Source organism: Polynucleobacter sp. 39-46-10 (genome assembly GCF_002282275.1).
Window position 1 is genome coordinate 1 of sequence record NZ_NCJB01000030.1, and the last position, 19,728, is coordinate 19,728.

Consider the following 19,728-nt stretch of genomic DNA (forward strand, 5'->3'; position numbering starts at 1 on the left):
AATCAAGCAAAAACTAAAGGGATTGAGCCCGGTAAATTACCGAACTCAATCCCTCGTGCTAACCTAATTAAACTGTCCAACTTTTGGGGGTCAGTTCAGAGGGTGGCTTTGGTATTACTGGAGGGTTGGGCGAAATTGACTTTGTCCAAGCTCCACGTTGATTAAAACAAATTAGCATTCATGACTTTAGTCCAAGCGGCGACAAAATCATTTACAAACTTCTCTTTGTTGTCATCCTGTGCGTAGACCTCGGAGTAGGCGCGCAGGATAGAGTTAGATCCAAACACCAAATCAACTCGAGAGGCAGTCCATTTGGTATCACCTGTATTGCGCTCAACAATGTCGTAGCTATTTCGACCGGTAGGTTTCCACTGGTAGTTCATATCAGTGAGATTGATGAAGAAGTCGTTGCTTAATACGCCTTCTCTTTCTGTCAGAACGCCGTGCTTAGCTCCACCATAGTTTGTACCAAGAACACGCATACCACCAACTAGTACAGTCATCTCTTGAGCGGTGAGTCCCATTAACTGTGTACGGTCTAGGAGCATTTCCTCTGGCGTGACAACGTAGTGTTCTTTCAACCAATTTCGAAAGCCATCTGCCAATGGCTCAAGAACTTCAAATGACTCTATATCTGTCATTTCTTGGGTTGCATCACCGCGGCCCGCAGTAAATGGCACTTTAACGTCAAAACCTCCGGCCCTGGCAGCCTGCTCAATGCCAATATTGCCGCCAAGTACGATAGTGTCAGCAATGCTAATGCCTGATTCTTTGGCAATTTTCTCGTAGATCGACAGCACTCTGGCTAAACGCTCTGGCTCGTTTCCTAACCAGTCTTTCTGAGGTGCCAAACGAATGCGTGCACCATTAGCACCACCACGTTTATCTGAACCACGATAGGTACGGGCGCTATCCCAAGCGGTAGTCACAAGATCACTAATGGATAGGCCACTAGCTTTGATCTTCGTTTTGACAGCCTCAATACCGTAGTCTTTTGAGCCTGCTGGGATGGGATCCTGCCAGATTAATTCTTCTTTGGGAACATCTGGACCAAAATATCTTGCCTTAGGCCCCATGTCGCGATGGGTTAACTTGAACCAAGCCCTTGCAAAAGTTTCAGAGAAATACGCCTGATCCTGATGGAACTTCTCTGAAATCTTGCGATATTCTGGATCCATCTTCATCGCTATGTCTGCATCCGTCATCATGGGCATGCATCGTATAGAGGCATCTTCAACATCGACTGGCTTATCTTCTTCTTTGATATTGATTGGTTCGTATTGCCAAGCGCCCGCTGGGCTCTTAGTCAATTTCCATTCATAGTTGAGGAGTAAGTGGAAGTAGCCGTTATCCCACTGGGTTGGGTTTGTGGTCCAAGCACCTTCAATTCCGCTAGTGACAGTATCCCTGCCAATCCCACGTGTCTTGTGATTCAACCAGCCAAGTCCTTGCTCGTCAATCGGGGCGCCTTCTGGAGCTGGGCCAAGATTGGCTGTATTGCCATTGCCGTGTGCTTTGCCAACGGTGTGTCCGCCAGCAGTCAATGCAACAGTCTCTTCGTCATTCATGGCCATGCGAGCAAAAGTCACCCGAATGTCTTGAGCAGTTTTCAACGGGTCTGGATTGCCGTCTACGCCCTCTGGGTTGACATAAATTAAACCCATCATGACAGCAGCAAGCGGATTGGCTAAATCGCGCTCACCAGAATAGCGACTGCCCTCACCGCCACTTTTTTGGAGCCATTCTTTTTCAGAGCCCCAATAGATATCCTTTTCTGGATGCCAAATATCTTCGCGACCAAATGAGAATCCAAATGTTTTGAGTCCCATAGATTCGTAAGCGATAGTGCCAGCCAAGATCATGAGATCAGCCCAACTGACCTTGTTGCCATATTTCCTTTTGATGGGCCACAAGAGGCGACGGGCTTTGTCCAGGTTCGCGTTATCCGGCCAAGAATTTAATGGGGCAAAGCGTTGATTGCCTGTACCAGCTCCACCGCGACCATCGGCAATGCGATAGCTACCAGCAGAGTGCCAGGCCATACGAATCATGAGTCCGCCATAGTGACCCCAGTCTGCTGGCCACCAGTCTTGGCTATTAAGCAGTAGCGCTTTCATATCCAGCTTGAGTGCGCTTACATCGAGCTTATTCAGCTCATTTCGATAGTTAAAAGATGGGCCCATTGGATTTGTCTTGGTATCTTGCTGATGAAGAATGTCGAGATTCAGTGATTTTGGCCACCATGCCATAGGGGTGTTGCTAGATTCGGTATTAGCGCCGTGAGCAACTGGGCACATTCCTTGTGATGTCATTTAGATCTCCTTGTAGGTAAATCATGTTTGCTTAGTTAGCCTGACTTGTTCAGATTAACTGATAAAGCGGTAATTGGTACGCTTATGGCCTATTTATCTATTCACCGGATATAAATGCGATGAGAATGCTCATGATCTGCCCGCCTTGATGAGCTCTGACTTCAAAATGGTTGCCAAATCGCTTTCATAACGATGGTTAAGGAAGTACAAGCCTTCTGCAATTACAGCTAAGCGATTTTGGATTTTCATTTTTAACTCCCTTCGTATTATTTGTAGCGATGGAATCATCTTGCTCCCTATCGAATAATCTGTCTAATTAATTAAGATGATGTTATTGATCGAATAAATGAATATCTAGAACAAATTGTTTTGAGCTGAATCACCCTCACAGAGCGAGGCTTAGAAATACTTGGCGGGTCGGGCGATATTCGACTCGCGATCAATCGATTAAAAGAAGTTGCGCCTCTTAAATAGCCTATATGAATCAATGGTCCACAAGGCCAAAAAATGACTGTTCGATTGAGTGTGTGATTGCATTACACCCTAAGGGTTGATGTGATAAAAAGCATTTCCGCAAATACCAAGATAATTAAGGGTGTATAGAAGGGCGAGTGGATTACCAGTAAATTTATTTGAGAAAACTGTACACACCTGAATAATTATGAAGCATTGTTAAATTAACTATTTATAGCTAAGATTTTTATATGAAAAAGATATTATTTGCCGCACTCTTATCGATAGCGGCTGTATGTTCTATGGTTCATGCTGCTGATATAAAGGTAGCTGCCGTTGAATTTAATCCAGCCCCAAAAGAAAAAGCCCCTAGATTTCTCTAGAGGCTTTTGGTGTTACTGGTGGGTCGAGTGAGATTCGAACTCGCGACCAACGGATTAAAAGAGCTATGTTAACGCCTACAGACTCAACTTATCACATCAATACACGATGTAGTTAAGGGCTTTGGTTAGTTGCTAATTTACAAGTTCACAATAGTCAAGATCACTCGACAATCCATTAGGCGTATGTATTGGCAGTTCCAAATTTCCCGAGGAGTTAGGAATCGCTCTTATGGAGATGATGGGGGCTGATCCAAGAACAGTGCCAAAGATTGATGTAATAGCGGTATCAGCCGCATCATGTCCAGTGCAGATACGTAAAAGCCCATTGGAATAGCAACTCCAGAGGGATCAAATATGTACCAGCGCCCATCAAGATAAACCTCAACATAAGCGTGAAAATCAGTGGGCCCTAGGATAGGATCGGAGCCGTAATCAATTCCCGTAACAAATCTAGCTGGAATGCTGAGTGCTCGACAAAGCGCAATCATCAGATGAGCATAATCTCTGCATACCCCTGTTTTACTGAGGTAAGTATCAATCGCAGTGGTATGTGCAGTGGATGAATTGGCTTGGAAACGAACATGGTTACAGACCCAGTTGCAAATTGTTTGTATTCGCTCATACCCATGGTTAAGTCCACCAAACTGTTTAATCGCAATATCCCGCATAGAATCAGATTGGCAGTAGCGGGAAGGGTACAGGAAGCTAATGAAGGATCCCGGTAGGTCGGCAACTGGCGATTCATGAATTTGGTTGGGGGGTGCTGAGAAATGATTTAAATCCACTATGCCACCATAGTTCAAATTCAAGAAGCCGGGCATTGCTTTCAAGCGCAACAGCCTAGAGTATGTAGTCGGATTCTCATACACGATCAAATCGATATTCTGATTAGTATTTAAGTACTCATTACGCAGTATTTGATAGTCTGTCTTGGCGGCATGGATGCTAAAAATAAAATCACTATTCGGTTGTTCAACTTCATAGTTAAGCTGAATGGAGAACTCGAGTCGAATTGTTGGGATAAGGGGTATCGAAGAAAATGAGTTGCTCATATAGCGTGATTGACTAATATTTAAAATAATCAGCTACTGTAAGGACATCTGGCTCAATAGTCTGTCTGTTGGCGGACATATTGAGCGACGGGAATTTAAGTATAGGTATTGCTTATCTTTGCTTAGTAAGCTTGTATTAAAAGCAAGCAATAGCCTTCAAATGAATTCAGAAGTTTTTAATTAAGTCTCTAGAAGTACAAACTCCCCAAGAGAAAGTTTTTCTCTAAACTGGGAGAAAGAAAACTGAGCCTTACTTGCCCCGGAGCTTAGAACTTCAATTTTCCCCTCTGGGGTTAGGTTTGCCAAGTACTCCCCAGCAGGAAATAGAATCTCGGAGAGATTATTTTTGCTGGTGGAGTAGGTGCTTAGGATCAGCCCTTTGGTAATTTCAATGCGCATGACGTAGCTTAAGTTCTAAAAGCCAGTGCAAAACAATCAATTGCACACTTTGGTTAAAATTCTGCACCAAATTAGATCCAGCTTAAATCAAATGAATCACCCCTTTATTTTTTAGAGTTTTGAGTCACTTTGGCTTGTTTCTTAACTGTTAAATGCACTTACTTGGGGCAGATTATTTTTCGCCACCTCATAAAAAATTGTTTAATCAACTTATAAGAAATCTTGTGCAATGCAGTAATCACTTCTGACGACTAGCTATGAAACTAATCACTGCAATCATTAAGCCTTTTAAATTAGATGAAGTTCATGAGGCTCTTGCGCATATCGGTATTAACGGCATGACCTCATATGATGTGCGAGGGTTTGGTCGCCAAAATGGACATACTGAACTCTACCGAGGCGCTGAGTACGTCATTGATTTTCTGCTGAAGTTGAAAATCCAAGTGGCTGTTAGCGATGAATTATTGGATGACGCCATGCAAGCGATATCAAAGGCGGCATATACCGGAAAGATCGGTGACGGAAAGATCTTTGTATGTTCGCTTAATGAGGTAATCCGTATTCGAACCGGAGAGTCGGGTCCTACTGCCCTATAGGACTTACTGTGACTGCGACATCGAGTATGTGATCTGCACCACCATGAATAACTCCGCGTATAGGGGATACATCTCCATAATCTCTGCCATGGGCCAGATGAACATAGTCCTCGCCAGGTGAGTCGAAGCCCCAGCGATTATTAGTGGGGTCTAAATCACACCAGGTCCCGAGACCAAGTTTCCCTTGCTCATCAACTGATGGGATGTATACCGATGCCCAGGCATGGGAGGCATCCCCTCCAACCAGTCGGGCTTGGCCTGGCGGCGGATTGGTAAGAATATAGCCGCTAATGTATTTAGCAGGCAGTCCAATACTCCGCATCGTAGCAATCAGAATATGAGCAAAATCCTGGCAAACACCTTCGCGATTTTTGAGGGCCACTACGGCTGGCGTATCAAGATCAGTACTTTTGCTAACGTAATGAAATTCGCTATATATGCGCCGCATTAAATCGACTGCTGATTCCAAAATAGGGCGATTGCTTGTAAAGTTGGCACGTGCAAATTCTGCAAATTCCGGACTTGGGATGACATACCGAGATGGGAATAAGAATTCGGATGCGGGATCCCACTGGGTTCCCGAGTGGTAGCGAAAATACTCCCGGACCTGCTCCCAAGAGGGTACTTTGGCAGATTCAAAATTAATGAATTGAGATTTTTTAGTTTCTACTTGTGATCTCGCAGAAATCACTAATGACCTATGCCTCGTCTCTAAAGAAAAATACGTACAAGTATTCCCGTAACTATCACAATGTTCTTCTTGCCATGCTGGTCGTGGTTCGATTGATAGGTTGGCCTGCAGAATTGATTGTGTTTCGGTGTTTGTCGGCTTTAGATGAGTTAGATGTTGCGCAATCTCTACGTTGGGATCGTATTGATAGGTGGTGTCATGAATGATTTCTAAAAGCATGGCCGGGATTTAGGTTTGGACTCGGTAGTCTATTTCATGTATCAAATTAAAATAGCGAGCGCTAATCTCATCAGAAGCGCTCCAAGCGGAATAAGAGCAATTACTAAAGCAATTTCTGAGGTTATAGAGTGCACCAGATGCATCTCGTAGGCATAAATTTTCTAATGTGTAATCTTGCAAACTTGTAACGCTTCTGGTCAACGCGTCTGGCTGATTGCGCTCTGTGCCGGCCAACTTTGAAAGCCTTGCCCTCAAAGCTTTACTCACCCATGCCAAAGATCGTGGATTCTCATCATCTAAGACTAGTAATTCAATAAGGGGCTCTAGCTCCCGACTTTGTTGGTGTTGAGCGTGGAAGGTGATGGTGCTATCAAAGAGGGCTAGTAGGGCCATATAGCCAGAGTTATTCGCATTTGGATTATTGAGTAATCCGGATGTCACAGCTAAGTCGAGCACTGAGGTTAAAAATGAAAGCCGTTCAATGTGTCGACCAATAGCGAGTAACTGCCATCCATCATCACGGGTCATGCGATCGGTTTGTGCTCCAGTAATAGCGGCTAAGGCGCTGTTAGCACGATTAAGTGCCTCAATTGCCAGTGAAGGTGAGAAGTCTTGATGCCCTGTTGCCTTATGACAACCTGCTTGGAAATTCTCAATACAGTAATTAATGGTGCTCCATTGCTCAGTAGATAGTCTTTCACGAATGTTAGAGGCGGTTCGCTTCATTGCATTGAGGTTATAGCCGACACTGGTAGCATGATCATTCTTATTCAGGCAATCAATTAAGGTTCTTTCAAAAATACGATGTCGATTTTCACCTTGATCTAAATTGCTTGGCACTCCATCGGGCACAAGACCATATTGAACGCAGAGTGTTTCTAACCATCCCCATAATTGCTTAGATGGGGTGTATTCGCTATTGATGCTCTCTAAGTAAAGTTTCGCTAGGCGCAAGGCATTTTCACTACGCTCTGTATATCTTCCAAACCAATATAGATTTTCAGCGGCACGACTTGTCACAAGCCGTTTTCTTTGAGCCGTTGTTTTAACGGGCGGCTGTAATTGTGCTGCATCTGCATAATGCGCTTGATTACCCAGAACCCAGACATCAGCGCTACTACCACCGCGTTGCATTGATGCAATACCCGAATCTGAAGTAGCAATACGAGCCAATCCTCCGGGTAATACTTGCCAGCTGTTGGAGCCATTACTCAAGGCAAACACTCTGAGCATGTAAGAGCGTGGCTCTATTAAGGAGGCATTGTTCAGATTAAATGCGTTGAGCCATACCGGCATTTGTGCCAGAGGGATATAGGTTTGAACGGTGTAATCCTCAGGCTGACGAGTAATTCTGCCAATCCATTCATTCAGTTGTGATGGGCTTAAGCTACCCCCTAGACAAGATTCATAACTCACATGTCCTGGGGTGTAGGGGTAGGTTGGCTTGATCGCACTGGATTCAAGATGTGGAATAGCCGCATCTAAGGCCGCTCTTTCGCCGCACCACCATGTATCCATAGCGGGTAACTGGATTTCTTCATTTAAGAGACGCTCGCTAATACCTGGTAAAAATCCAAGTAGGGCAGGCGATTCAAGAAAGGCCGAGCCTGGTGCATTTGCCAGAATGACATTGCCTGCTCTGATTGCTTGTAGTAGTCCTGGGACGCCTAAGGTGGAATCAGCTCGAAGCTCTAAAGGGTCTAAGAATTCATCATCTAGGCGTTTGAGTAAAATGTGCACTGGCTCCAGACCGCGAACGGTTTTCAGAAAAACGTGCTGGTCTCGAACTGTTAAGTCGCTGCCTTCAACCAGTGTGAGGCCTAGGTGGCGTGCAAGATATGCGTGTTCAAAGTAGGTTTCGTTATAAGGCCCAGGGGTGAGTAGGGCGATATGGGCATTTGGCCCTGCAGGGCTTTGAGATTTCAGTGATTCAATTAAATCTCGGTAGGCATTAGCTAATGGTGAGATTTGCATTGATTCATATGCTTTGGAAAACTGGCGAGCAATGAGATTGCGGTTCTCGAGTAAATACCCAAGACCTGAAGGGGCTTGAGTGCGTTGCGAGAGTACGGACCATTTACCATTTGGCGCACGCGCTAAATCAAATGCAATGATGTGAAGATGTTTGTTGCCCCTAGGGGTGATGCCACGCATGGAGCGCATGTATCCTGGGTGTCCATGTATTAGGGCAGGAGGGACCCAACCTTCTTTTAGTAAATTCTGCTCCCCATACACGTCAGTCATGATGGCTTCGAGTAAGCGCGCTCTTTGTAAAACACCCGACTCAATCTCTTGCCATGCAGAGGCATCAATGATGAGTGGAAATAAATCTACTGACCATGGACGTTGTGGCCCATATTCGTCTGCATAGACGTTGTAAGTGATGCCGTTCTCTCGAATTTGCCGATTGAGTTCCTGCGTTTTTTGATCGAAATCCGCCAAGCCAGTAGGCTCGAGTTGTTCAAAAAAAGTCTTCCAGTGCCCCGCTAGCGTTGATGCACTTTCATGTAGTTCATCAAAGTGCCCGTCTTTAGCCGTAGGCGCAAGCTGAGCCACTTCTTCTGCAAGTGATGGCTTGTTATGGGGTGAGTTATTTTGAGGGGATTCCACGACTTATTGTCTCACCGGCGCATATCTAGTGTGAACGGAAATTCTTGGCTGACGGCAAGATTAATGTTTGCCTGAATACCCTCGATGGTTCCCGGCGTATGACCCATACGGAAGAAGCGTGAAAGTCGGCGACTCTCTGCTTCATAGGCATTAATTGGGAAGGTGTCGTAATTGAGGCCGCCTGGGTGAGCCACATGGTATTGGCAGCCACCAACAGAGCGCTTCATCCAGGTATCGATGACATCAAATGTCAGTGGTGCATGAACCCCGATACTAGGATGCAAGCTGGATGGTGGATTCCAGGCTTTATAACGTACACCTGCAATATATTCTCCTGCAACACCAGTTGGCTGAAGTGGTAGAGGCTCCCCATTGCAGGTAATGGCGTAGCGACTTTGATTAAGGCCTGTAATACGAACCTCAAGTCGCTCTATCGACGAGTCAACATAGCGCGCTGTTGCACCTGAAGCATTCTCTTCGCCCATGACGTGCCAAGGTTCAAGCGCATTGCGCAGAGTAATTTCGGCGCCCATGGTTTGAACTTGCCCAATTAATGGAAAGCGGAACTCCAGGTGAGGTGCAAACCATTCTGCCTTGAAGTCATAACCCAAACTCTGCATCTCTTCGATGATGTCTGCGAAATCCATCTTGATGAAAGTAGGTAGTAGGCAGCGATCATGAAGTTCTGTACCCCAACGAGTTGCGGGTGCTAAATACGGCTTATCCCAAAAGCGAGCAATTAATGCTCGAATGAGCAACTGCTGAACGATGCTCATCTGGGCATGGGGTGGCATTTCAAATGCGCGTAGTTCAAGTAAGCCAAGTCGTCCGGTTTGACTATCTGGCGAATACATTTTGTCGATGCAGAATTCGCTGCGATGGGTATTCCCCGTCACATCAATCAGGATATTTCTGAGTGTGCGATCCACAATCCATGGCGGCATGCTGGCCCCAAACTTTTCACGATTCTCATGAATTTGTTTAAGGGCAATCTCAAGTTCATAGAGTTGGTCGTTACGCGCTTCATCCACTCGAGGCGCTTGACTGGTAGGGCCAATAAACATGCCGCTAAAGAGGTAGCTCAAGCTTGGGTGGTTATGCCAATACAAAATTAAGCTCGCGAGCACTTCTGGGCGACGTAGAAATGGGCTATCGATTGGGGTGGCACCACCCATGACAAAGTGATTTCCACCGCCAGTACCGGTATGACGACCGTCGGTCATGAATTTCTCAGCGGATAGACGGGATTCAAAAGCAGCGTTGTAGAGAAATTCGGTATGTTCGACTAATTCTTTCCAGTTATGCGCCGGATGAATATTCACTTCGATGACACCAGGATCTGGAGTGACTTGCAGGAGCTTTAAACGGGGATCGCGCGGAGGAGGGTAGCCCTCTATGACGATTTGGAATTGCAATTCTTCTGCTGTTGCCTCTACTGCTTGTACTAGATTGAGGTAATCCTCTAAGCGTGCTAATGGCGGCATAAATACATAGAGCGCTCCATTCTTACCTCCATGCTTATTCTCTACAGCAGGTCCGTTCGAGCGCATAGGATCACGCGTCTCCACACACAATGCAGTTCTAGTAATCCAGGCTGCTGATTCTTGGCGTGCAGGTGTGCGAACTTCTTCCGACTGGCTCCATACGCTTGTCTGGGGGGTCGAGTTATCTTTGCCTAATGCGCGGAACTGTTGCTGAATGGGTGTGAATGAAGCGAGCGGTGGCTTTGGTGCAAAGGGATCCTCTTCAATGAGATAGGGATAATCTGCTTTGCTAGTCCAGGGGAGTGAATCTAGTGGCAAGCGATAACCCATTGGCGAGTCACCAGGCAGGAGCAAGAGTCGATCATCGCGATAGATCCACGCACCAGTCTTCCATTTGGTATCCAGGTAGCCCTGGCCTTTGTCTGCTTCAATTGGTAATACATAACCAATGACCGAATCCAACTTTTGAGTGAAGACCCGCTTTAACCGAGTGCGCTCCATCTCGTCATCTAGATTGGATTTAAAAGGATCAACATTGACTGGTAACTTGGATTCGCGCCAGAGGTAGTAGAAGGTGTCCTCATAAGCTGGCTCGATAAAACGATCTGGTAAGCCTAGGTTTTTAGTAAGCGTATGAATAAATCGATCTGCATCCTTGCTTGTGTAGGTGATCGGGTGTGACTCATCAGCAAAAAGTTTGGGGTTTTTCCAAATAGGGGTTCCATCGGCCCTCCAGTAAATGGATAGAGCCCAGCGTGGAAGCTGCTCGCCTGGATACCATTTGCCTTGACCAAAGTGCAGGAAGCCGCCATCACCATATTCGGCGCGGAGTTTGCCGACTAGGTCGGTAGCGTAAGCGCGTTTCGTAGGGCCAAGCGCATCGATATTCCATTCACGTTCATCACGACCATTGACGGATACAAAGGTTGGTTCGCCACCCATTGTGAGGCGAACATCGCCTGCTACAAGCTCTTTATCAACTTGTTCGCCCAACTTCAAAATGTCTTCCCACTGCTCTTCCGCATAAGGTTTCGTGACACGTGGAGACTCATAAATACGTGTGACCTCCATTGTGTGTTCAAACTCAACTTCGCACTTGTCAACACCGCCTTCAATCGGGGCAGCGCCTGATGGTTCTGGTGTGCAAGCTACGGGAATGTGGCCTTCACCAGCCATCAGGCCAGAGGTGGGGTCGATCCCGATCCAGCCTGCGCCTGGGAGATATACCTCGCACCAAGCATGTAGATCCGTGAAATCCACTTCAGTGCCGCTCGGGCCGTCAAGAGACTTTACATCGGGCTTTAATTGAATGAGATAACCAGAAACAAATCTTGCTGCGAGTCCGCAAAGACGCAAGAGATTTACCATCAGCCATGCGGAGTCACGACAAGAGCCGCTTCTTAAATCTAAAGTTTCATCAGGTGTCTGAACGCCGGGCTCCATGCGAATGAGGTAGCCAATATCACTTTGAACTTTTTGATTGATCTTCACCAGAAAATCAATCGTGCGCATTTCGCTTCTATCAATCGTCTTGAAGTACTTGTTCAATGTTGCATTACGCATTCTTCCTAGATAAGGGCGCAACTCTTTTTTAAGATCTGCGCTGTACTTAAATGGGAAATTTTCTGCATCTGGCTCAAGAAAGAAATCAAATGGGTTGTACACCGCCATTTCAGTAACAAGATCAACCGTCACCTTGAACTTGCTAGTGGCCTCTGGAAATACCAATCGTGCTTGGTAATTCGAGAATGGATCTTGCTGCCAATTGATGAAGTGGCCTTCTGGTTCTACCTTGAGAGAGTAGGAAAGAATATGGCTGCGGCAGTGCGGGGCTGGTCGCAAGCGAATGACCTGAGGACCCAGCTTGACTGGTCGGTCATATTGATATTCAGTGACGTGGTGTAGGGCGGCGTGGATAGACATGTTCAAAGTCTATGAGTGCACCAATATGCGCAATTATTACAGTGCACACTAATAGTGCTAAAAATAGGTTTACGCCCAATATTGGGTAGAACCAGTCAAAAACTGGTCATTTAGCTATTTGCAGTACAGGCAAAAGGAATAAGTTGTAGTTGCATCCTTACCGAAAGTTGATATGTCCAAGCCAACCACCCTGACAATCAGTAGCAAAAATTACTCCTCATGGTCGCTGCGTGGCTGGCTCATGATGAAGTTTTCTGGTTTGAAGTTCACGGAAATCCAGGTGGCGCCCGATGATGTTGATAACCGCGCTGAATTATTACTGTTGTCACCATCAATTTTGGTTCCTCGCTTAGATCATGATGGTTGCAAGGTCTGGGATACCTTGGCAATCGGTGAATATCTCAATGAGCTAAATCCTAAAGCGCACTTGCTTCCAAAAGATCCTGTAGCGCGAGCACACTGTCGTTCCATTTGTGGCGAGATGCATTCTGGTTTTTCTGCACTTAGGGCTTCACTACCAATGAACATCAAGGCCAAATTTGATTCCTTCAAAGTTTGGTCAAAGGCACAGATTGACATCAATCGTGTTTTAGTAATTTGGCAAGACTGCCTCTCTACTTATGGTGGACCTTTTTTATTTGGAAAAGAGCCCACTCTTGCTGACGCCATGTTTGCGCCAGTTGTTACTAGATTCCTGACTTACAACGTTGAGCTGGATAAGGCTTGCCAGAAATATTGCGAGCACATCATGGCCTTGCCGGAGATGAAGGAATGGGTGATGGGCGCCATTGAAGAACCCGATGACATTGAAGAACTTGAAGTGGAGTTTTAATTATGAAAACACCTGACTCATTTAAAAGTAATACTCAGTTTTCTCATGTAAAGCCGGGTGATACCCAATTTCTTCCAGGAGGGTTGCGAGATTTCTTCTTGTATCGCGATCTAGGTGTAGCTAAAGCGACTAACGGCAAGGTTATTGCTCATTTAGTGAAGGCCAATAAGCCGCCAGTGAATGGTACAGGTTGGCACTTTCACGTAGCTGAATTCCAGATTGTAGTGATGACAAAAGGTTGGGCGCGCTTTATGTATGGCGATAAACCAACCTTGGTAGAGGCTGGCGATGTAGTTCATCAAATGCCTGGAATAGTGCATTACCTCTATGACTACTCACCAGATATGGAATACATGGAGATCGTAGGCCCTGCAGACTTTGGTTCTGTACCAGTGGAAGTGGGTCCTGCAGAAGTGCCGGGAGTAACACCATGGAGGTAGTCAAAATCAATAGTCCGCTGATCTCAGATTTTGCTGTGCTGTTTCAGCGGATTATGAATCTCGCTCAGGAGCTTGATGCCATGCGAGAGCATTATCGTGAGCTCTATCAAAGGATTGAATCTGGCGAAATTGGGCTTGAAGAGGGTAACCCGCCCGATCGTCTCAAAGAATTCAATGTCGCTGGTTTTGTGCATCTCTCCATTGTTGCTGCGCGTTCTGCGCAAACGGCAGCGATGATTGCTAATAGTGTTTCCTTAAGTCGTGTTTTCGATCCTTCGTTGAAGGATTACGAGCGAGCATTTCGCCATATAGAAAGCAGGGCGACTTAATGATGTACCGTGCTTATCAAACCTTTGCAAATTTACATGACCCGATTCGTTTGTTTGCGAGCGCCTCTGAGCGTGTATCCAATAATTGGTTTGGAAGCTTTACACTCAATCCCATGCAGCGATTAGCTGCTCATTATGAGCAAATCTCATTACTGGGTTTCACGCACACTAGACCAGACTTTAAGATTCAAGAAGTGGTTGATTCCTTAGGTAAAAGCAAGATAGTGTCTGAGGAAATTTTGTATTCCACCCATTTTTGTAACCTAGTGCGGTTTAAAAAGGATGGGGTAGAGGGTCAGCCAAAGATTCTATTGGTAGCCCCAATGTCTGGACACTTTGCAACTTTACTTGCCGGCACAATTAAAACGCTACTCAAGGATCACGAGGTGTATGTCACCGATTGGTTGAATATCCGAGACATCCCCGTGAGTTGCGGTGAATTTGATTTCGACTCTTATATAGAGCACATCATCCAATTCTTGGAATACATTGGCCCTGGCACTCATTTGATGGCCGTCTGTCAGCCAACAGTAGCCTGCTTGGCTGCGACTGCCATTATGTCGGAAGATAAAAACCCTTGTGTACCAGCAAGCCTCATTCTGATGGCCGGCCCAATTGATGTGAGTCAGAGCCCCACCAAAGTAAATGAGTTGGCCACTAGCAAGCCGATGTCGTGGTTCGAAGAAAAATTGATCGGTATTATTCCCGATCAATTTAACGGTGTTGAACGTCGCGTTTATCCTGGATTTTTACAGCTGATGGCATTTATGAGTATGAATCCAGAGCGTCATGCCGACTCATTTAAAAAGCTTTATGAGTATCGTGTTAATGGTGATAACGAGAAAGCAGATGTTATTCATGATTTCTACGAAGAGTACTTTGCAATCATGGATTTATCGGCACCTTTCTATTTAGAAACGATTCAAAAGGTTTTCATGGATCGTGATCTCGCAACAGGAAAGCTAACCTATCAAGGTAGGCTAGTTAATCCAAGGTTAATTAAAAAGACGTTTCTATTAACTGTGGAAGGTGAGCGTGACGATATTTGTGGCATAGGACAAACATTGGCAGCACAGGATCTTTGCAGCGGTCTTCCGGGTTATAGGAAGTCACATCACTTACAAGCGGGGGTTGGCCACTATGGCGTTTTTAATGGCAAACGCTGGGATGGGCAAATTTACCCTGTAGTTCGCAATCTTATTCAATCCGCTCTTTAAATTAAGGGGGTAGCATGGTCGTTTACATTGCTCGCAATATTATTGCCAGAATGCGTGGCAATGACGGAACGGATAAAGGTCGCTTTCCGTTGAATCCTCGGAAATATGAGGCCAAAAAAACCAACGATGGCGCATTAGAAATTCTTCGAGATACCGGTGAACCAGTTTATTTACTGCCATTTATCTGGTGGGAAAGGATGGAGATGGGGGATATTTTAATTGCTGCCTAAGGGGTATTAATGAAAGCGATTTCCCGACCTTAAAATTTTTAGCTGTTTATTTGAATTTGTGTAATTATTGCAATCACTTTGTCGGCTGGTAATCCCCCCTTATTTAACCGAGCTCAGAAGTAGAGTTAATTAAGCAACCATGGCCAGTCGCTGTTTCGGGGTGATGCCGCCCAATGCCATGTTTGGACGTTGATGATTATATTTATACATCCATTGCGTTGCAAACTCTTGAACTTCATCCACGCTTTCCCAATAATGCTGAGATAACCATTCGTATCTGACAGTACGATTAAATCGTTCCACATAAGCATTTTGTTGTGGTTTACCTGGTTGGATATGTTGTATGTGGATTTGATGCTTTGCTGCCCATTCCATGAGTCTGCCGCTGATGAGTTCAGGCCCATAGTACATGCAGAATGGTAGTCAGCCGCAGCAATTTAAGCCATGCTTGTGATTGCGAGATCATAAACAAGGAGTATTGCTATGGCTGACCACTTAAACAATAAACCCTATGGGGCATGGATTGCAATTGATATTGCCAAGGACTTTAATGCCGTGTTAAGCGAGACTAAAGAGGGTAAACGACAGCATTTTCGGATGGCTAATTCTGCATCTGACCATGACCGCCTCCTTTCTTATCTCAGAACTTTGCCTTCGCCTTGCATCATTGGCTTTGAAGCAACCGGCAATTACCACCGAGCATTAGGGCATCGCTTGGTAGCGGCGGGGTTTGAAGTCTGTTTTATTTCCTCGGTAGCGAGTGCCCGGTATCGGGAGGTGATGTTCAACTCCTGGGATAAAAATGACCCCAAGGATGCCGCAGTACTTTTGGAGCTGCTTAAGCAAGGGATTACTCAACGTTATGTTGATCCATTAATTGCAGGACATCATGATCTCCAGGAGTTATCTAAAACCTACTATCAAGTGACCTTGAGTCGCACGCGCTTGCAACATTCCCTCCTCACTCATTACCTGCCTTTATATTTTCCGGAGATGGGTAAATGGTGGAACAGTACTCGCACAGACTGGTGGATTAATTATTTACTACGGTTTCCAATTCCTAGCGCAGTAACGAAGCACTCTCAAGAAGAGTTTTGCGAGATTGCCAGTCCTGTTGTTGGCCGTAAGGTTAATAAGGCGGCTAAGCTTATTGAGCTCTATAAGACTGCTCAGCATAGCATTGGACTGCCCGTTGAAGCAGAGTCTTTAGCTTGCAAAACATTTCAAATACAACTGCGACGCTATCAAGAGATCAATGCTTGTCGCAAGCAATTAGAAGAGACGGCTCAAATGGTATTGGCCGATAACCCGGATTCCGCCATCTTGCAAAGTGTGCCGGGGATTGGTCCGATTAATGCCCTAACGATTCTGGCAGAAGGTGGCGATCTACGTCGCTTTGACCATCACCGTCAGTTCTTAAAGTATTGCGGGTTTGATCTAGCGAAGAACCAATCAGGAAACTACCGTGGTCAAGAACAAATCTCCAAACGGGGTAATGCGCGCCTGCGCTTAGCGCTGTGGATGTCAGTCAACCGTGCCATCCAGCAACCTGAGAACAGTTTCCAGCAAAAATATCTACGCTATATTAAAAGTGCGCCTCAAGATAAAGATTTACAGCGCAAGGCAAGGACTGCGGTGGCAGCGAAGATGGCGCGTGTAGTTTACGGATTAGTGAAGTCAAAACAGATGTATCAAGGTTACTATGAAAAAGCTTTACCCAGTGGATCGATCCCTCTCTGTAGGGCCGTAGAGGCCGCAAGGACCTCGTAGATAATGTTTGGACCTTCCACTGGGACCTCAGATTGTTTTAAGTAGGGTAAAGACCAAAACGTAAAGTGGCGGATCTTGTGTTCATTATGGTTAATCGGGACCCCTGATGTATTTGTGGAAGTGGCCGTTTGGGTGGAGTGAAGTAGTAAGTTTGATTTTTTAACTACATTTTGCAGTTACGGGATGGCTTTGCCTATCGCTGGAAAAAGTTCTTGCATTTAGTACGTTGTCCAGTGAAGTAGTAAGTTTGATTTTTTAACTACATTTTGCAGTTACGGGATGGCTTTGCCTATCGCTGGAAAAAGTTCTTGCATTTAGTACGTTGTCCAGACGTATCGCCTGAGGTAAACCATGGATCTCTTCCAATTGCTCTAGGGTTCGCACTACTCTAGCTGCTGGCAGGCTAATATCGATTTCAATAGCCAAGATCTCGCGATTGGATTCATGACCAGAGGGAATCCCGCGGGACAATGACATTTAGAATCCTAAAAGGTATTCCGTAATGCAAGGTATCGTACATAAAGTCCAAAGCCCACATCGTATTGGACTGGGTTGGCGCAATGAGCGGAACTCTCGGCATCTTGGGGATGCGCTTCTTAGTTCTTCTGGGCAAGTTCAAGCCCATCTCCTTGTAAATTCTCCATACCCGCTTGTGATTCCACTCGTAGCTAACGACCCAAAACAGACATTTCAGAGCATCGGATACCAAATAAGTGCCTGTAGAAAACGTATCTCCATAGGTTGCTTTATTGAATGGATTGTATTGAATGCTAACGACCTACAGAGGCTAATCCATCTGAAAATTCATATGGTCACCGCTAGTTGAGCTACCGCCCTTAAGGGCAAAATATCATCATGCATAACCATCAATATTGCCTATACTACTTCCGACATAGGAAATAAATTCACTCAACGGGAGGGGTCGGCTAAATAAGTACCCCTGAAAAGCATTGCATTGCATTTCTATTAAAAAGTTGCACTGCTCTTGAGCCTCTATACCCTCAGCAATTACACTCATTCCCAAGCTTTGTGCTAGCCCAATAATTGTGCAACTAATGGCACAGGAACTTGGATCCTGGGGAAGTTCATTTACAAAAGATTTATCAATCTTTAATTGCTTAACAGGGAGGTTCTTTAAATAGGAGAGGGAGGAATATCCAGTACCGAAATCATCCAAACTAAACGTAATGCCATGTGAGGTTAATTCAAGCATTTTTGCAATCGTATCGTCTATATTGACATGCATCAGACTTTCAGTCAGCTCAAGTTTTAACTTATTTGGATTGGCGCTTGTTCGCCCAATAGCTTCTAAAACCTTCTCAATGAAATCACTTTGATGAAACTCATGTGCACTTATATTCACTGAAAGAGTGAGATTGCATAATTTAGGGTGTGTAGCCCAAGCGGCTAATTGTTCGCATGCCTTATTTAATACCCAACTTCCAATTGGAAGAATTAGACCAGTATCCTCTGCCAAGCCAATAAATTTATCCGGAGAAATCACGCCGCGGTCAGGATGAGCCAACCTTAGCAAAGCCTCCGCCCCAATCACATTACCTTCAACATCTACTTGAGATTGGTAATACAGCTGGAACTGATTCAAATCTAATGCAGTTCGAAGATCAGACTCCAACGCAGCTCTAGCATTAAGTGTCGACTGCATTTCCGTATCAAAAAATTGCATAGTATTTCGACCTGCAGATTTAGCTTGATACATTGCCAAATCAGCTTGCTTAAGAATATTTTCAAGGGTATCGTTTCGATGACCCGAAAATATTGTTATTCCAATGCTAGACGAGCTCCGGCATGGATATATCCCAATTTGATAGGGCTGTGATAAGCATTTCAGAATTTTTCTACCCACGGATTCAGCCCATTCGGCAGCATCAGATTGATTTCTGCCGAGCCCCTCGAGAAGCACTACAAACTCATCACCCCCAAGGCGTGCAACTGTGTCATTTCCACGCACAGAAGAAGATAGCCGCAAACCAACCTGCTTGAGAAGTTCATCACCAACATCGTGACCAAGCGTGTCATTAAGATTTTTAAAATTATCTAGGTCGAGGAATAAGACCGCTCCGAACTGCTGGGTACGTGTAGTTGATGCTATCCCCCGCTCCAAACGATCGAGCAAAAGCCGTCGATTTGGTAAATTTGTTAAGGAGTCATAAAAGGCCAAATGATGAATCTTTTCCTCAGACAGCTTTCGTTCAGACATATCGGTAAATGTTGATACATGATGAGTAACTTCATCGGCCTCATTTTTTACTGCAGTAATCTGGATCCAAATAGGATACAAGCTCCCATCCTTATGACGATTCCAAATTTCCCCTTGCCAAGATCCGACCCGCCTAAGGCCAAGATTTATTTCACTGGTTAGAGCGTCATCATCACGTTTAGACTCAAGCAATTCTGCGGGGTGCCTTCCAGCAGCCTCTTCCTGTGTATACCCGGTAATAGAAGTAAACGCTTTGTTTACTCGCAAAATTATTCGATTCGGATCGCTAACAATAACCGCCTCTTGCGACTCAAATGCAACGGCAGCAATATGAAGCTCTTCTTCCATTGCATATCGAGCAGTTATATCAGTAAACGTTCCAACGTAATGAGTCGTTTCCCCAAATCCGTCTTTTACGGCAGTAATTATTAACCACTCAAGATACAGCTCGCCACTTTTTCGCTTATTCCAAATCTTTCCCTGCCAACCATCATTTTGATGTAAAGATTTTTTTATTGACGAATAAAATTCCTCATCATGATGCCCTGATTTAAGTAGGTTAGCCTTTTT

16 protein-coding genes and 1 pseudogene are annotated in these 19,728 nt (G+C 45.2%); 9 read left to right on the forward strand and 8 right to left on the reverse strand.

Going from position 1 to position 19,728, the window contains the following annotated elements; genetic code table 11:
* Position 1 precedes the first annotated feature (1 nt).
* Positions 2–67 (forward strand): IS3 family transposase, encoded by a 66-nt coding sequence (locus tag B7X71_RS17870; RefSeq protein WP_363926692.1) that lies wholly within the window; start codon positions 2–4, stop codon positions 65–67.
* Positions 68–161: 94 nt separating this feature from the next.
* Here B7X71_RS17870 and katG read toward each other — a convergent pair whose 3' ends face one another.
* Positions 162–2,312 (reverse strand): catalase/peroxidase HPI, encoded by a 2,151-nt coding sequence (katG, locus tag B7X71_RS04525; protein WP_293600252.1) that lies wholly within the window; start codon positions 2,310–2,312, stop codon positions 162–164.
* 704 nt (positions 2,313–3,016) lie between these two features.
* Here katG and B7X71_RS04530 point away from each other — a divergent pair.
* Entirely contained in the window at positions 3,017–3,148 is a 132-nt protein-coding gene (locus B7X71_RS04530; protein ID WP_293600253.1) for a hypothetical protein, read from the forward strand.
* Between the two features lie 227 nt (positions 3,149–3,375).
* On the opposite strand, the gene B7X71_RS04535 is transcribed toward B7X71_RS04530, so the two are convergent.
* Complete coding sequence (locus B7X71_RS04535; RefSeq protein ID WP_293600254.1) at positions 3,376–4,200, reverse strand: transglutaminase-like domain-containing protein; 825 nt, start codon at positions 4,198–4,200, stop codon at positions 3,376–3,378.
* Positions 4,201–4,856: 656 nt separating this feature from the next.
* On the opposite strand from B7X71_RS04535, the gene B7X71_RS04540 reads away from it, so the two are divergent.
* Complete coding sequence (locus tag B7X71_RS04540) at positions 4,857–5,195, forward strand: P-II family nitrogen regulator (protein ID WP_293600255.1); 339 nt, start codon at positions 4,857–4,859, stop codon at positions 5,193–5,195.
* Here B7X71_RS04540 and B7X71_RS04545 read toward each other — a convergent pair.
* From B7X71_RS04545 to B7X71_RS04555, 3 genes are read right to left on the reverse strand one after another with little or no spacing between them, the layout of a single operon-like run.
* Positions 5,182–6,105, reverse strand: a complete 924-nt coding sequence (locus B7X71_RS04545) for a transglutaminase family protein (RefSeq protein ID WP_293600256.1) — start codon at positions 6,103–6,105, stop codon at positions 5,182–5,184. The two genes, B7X71_RS04540 and B7X71_RS04545, sit on opposite strands and share 14 nt — an antisense overlap.
* Positions 6,106–6,114: 9 nt before the next feature.
* The gene (locus B7X71_RS04550) at positions 6,115–8,715 is read right to left on the reverse strand and encodes a circularly permuted type 2 ATP-grasp protein (protein ID WP_293600257.1); all 2,601 of its coding nucleotides are present in this window, start codon (positions 8,713–8,715) and stop codon (positions 6,115–6,117) included.
* An 11-nt stretch (positions 8,716–8,726) separates the two neighbouring features.
* Complete coding sequence (locus tag B7X71_RS04555; RefSeq protein WP_293600258.1) at positions 8,727–12,122, reverse strand: transglutaminase family protein; 3,396 nt, start codon at positions 12,120–12,122, stop codon at positions 8,727–8,729.
* Between the two features lie 172 nt (positions 12,123–12,294).
* Between B7X71_RS04555 and B7X71_RS04560 the strand changes: the two genes are divergently transcribed.
* The 5 genes from B7X71_RS04560 to B7X71_RS04580 are packed head-to-tail and all read left to right on the forward strand — an operon-like array spanning position 12,295 to position 15,170.
* On the forward strand, positions 12,295–12,954 hold the full coding sequence (locus tag B7X71_RS04560) for a glutathione S-transferase family protein (protein WP_293600259.1): 660 nt from the start codon (positions 12,295–12,297) through the stop codon (positions 12,952–12,954).
* A gap of 2 nt (positions 12,955–12,956) precedes the next feature.
* The gene (locus B7X71_RS04565; RefSeq protein WP_293600260.1) at positions 12,957–13,394 is read left to right on the forward strand and encodes a cupin domain-containing protein; all 438 of its coding nucleotides are present in this window, start codon (positions 12,957–12,959) and stop codon (positions 13,392–13,394) included.
* On the forward strand, positions 13,385–13,723 hold the full coding sequence (locus B7X71_RS04570; protein ID WP_293600261.1) for a hypothetical protein: 339 nt from the start codon (positions 13,385–13,387) through the stop codon (positions 13,721–13,723). Before B7X71_RS04565 ends, B7X71_RS04570 begins: the two co-directional genes overlap by 10 nt.
* Positions 13,723–14,940, forward strand: coding sequence for a polyhydroxyalkanoate depolymerase (gene phaZ, locus B7X71_RS04575; protein WP_293600262.1), 1,218 nt, complete (start codon positions 13,723–13,725; stop codon positions 14,938–14,940). The genes B7X71_RS04570 and phaZ overlap by 1 nt, the downstream gene beginning before the upstream one ends.
* A gap of 14 nt (positions 14,941–14,954) precedes the next feature.
* Entirely contained in the window at positions 14,955–15,170 is a 216-nt protein-coding gene (locus B7X71_RS04580) for a hypothetical protein (protein ID WP_293600263.1), read from the forward strand.
* Positions 15,171–15,299: 129 nt separating this feature from the next.
* Here B7X71_RS04580 and B7X71_RS04585 read toward each other — a convergent pair.
* Positions 15,300–15,572 (reverse strand): annotated as a pseudogene (locus B7X71_RS04585) (transposase); the annotation flags it as partial.
* Positions 15,573–15,653: 81 nt separating this feature from the next.
* Between B7X71_RS04585 and B7X71_RS04590 the strand changes: the two are divergent.
* On the forward strand, positions 15,654–16,940 hold the full coding sequence (locus tag B7X71_RS04590) for an IS110 family transposase (protein ID WP_293600264.1): 1,287 nt from the start codon (positions 15,654–15,656) through the stop codon (positions 16,938–16,940).
* 255 nt (positions 16,941–17,195) lie between these two features.
* Here the strand turns inward: B7X71_RS04590 and B7X71_RS04595 are convergent, their stop codons facing one another.
* Both B7X71_RS04595 and B7X71_RS04600 read right to left on the reverse strand, forming a co-directional pair.
* Positions 17,196–17,417 (reverse strand): hypothetical protein, encoded by a 222-nt coding sequence (locus tag B7X71_RS04595; protein WP_293598927.1) that lies wholly within the window; start codon positions 17,415–17,417, stop codon positions 17,196–17,198.
* 376 nt (positions 17,418–17,793) lie between these two features.
* Positions 17,794–19,728, reverse strand: a 1,935-nt coding sequence (locus B7X71_RS04600; RefSeq protein ID WP_293600265.1) for an EAL domain-containing protein, incomplete at its 5' end; no start/stop codon positions are given.